The sequence below is a fragment of the Deinococcus pimensis DSM 21231 genome (assembly GCF_000519345.1).
Classification (GTDB): domain Bacteria; phylum Deinococcota; class Deinococci; order Deinococcales; family Deinococcaceae; genus Deinococcus_A; species Deinococcus_A pimensis.
In genome coordinates, this window is the sequence record NZ_KI912641.1 from 35,714 (window position 1) to 36,078 (window position 365).

Sequence of the window (365 nt, forward strand, 5' to 3'; positions counted from 1 at the left end):
GCTGCGCGAGGCTCACGACGTCCTCCATGAGGCTGTCCTGATCGCTCGCTCCGAGCAGCGACTCCGCGCGGGCGCGCGAGATGGGGTCCGGGATGGTGCCGGAGAGCAGCTGACGCGCGAAGTGCGTGCTGCGGTCGACGGGCGCGTCGTCCTGCGAGATGGGCTTGAGGAAGCCGACGTTGAGGCGGGCGCGCTGAAGGGCCCGCACGAGGCTGAGCGAGACGGTGGTGAGGCCGACGTCCTGACCGGCGGGCGCGACGAAGAGGATCTGCATGGAACCTGCCTTTCCCGAGGTGAGTCCTGCCCGGAGGGCACACTGACGGCCTCACCCTACATGGACGGGGCGGACGAGAACGTTACCGTGG

1 protein-coding gene is annotated in these 365 nt (G+C 69.6%); it reads right to left on the bottom strand.

What is annotated here, in order from left to right; genetic code table 11:
• A partial coding sequence (locus DEIPI_RS30500) for an AAA family ATPase (RefSeq protein ID WP_045234157.1) occupies positions 1 to 274 on the bottom strand: 274 nt, incomplete at its 3' end.
• Positions 275 to 365 lie beyond the last annotated feature (91 nt).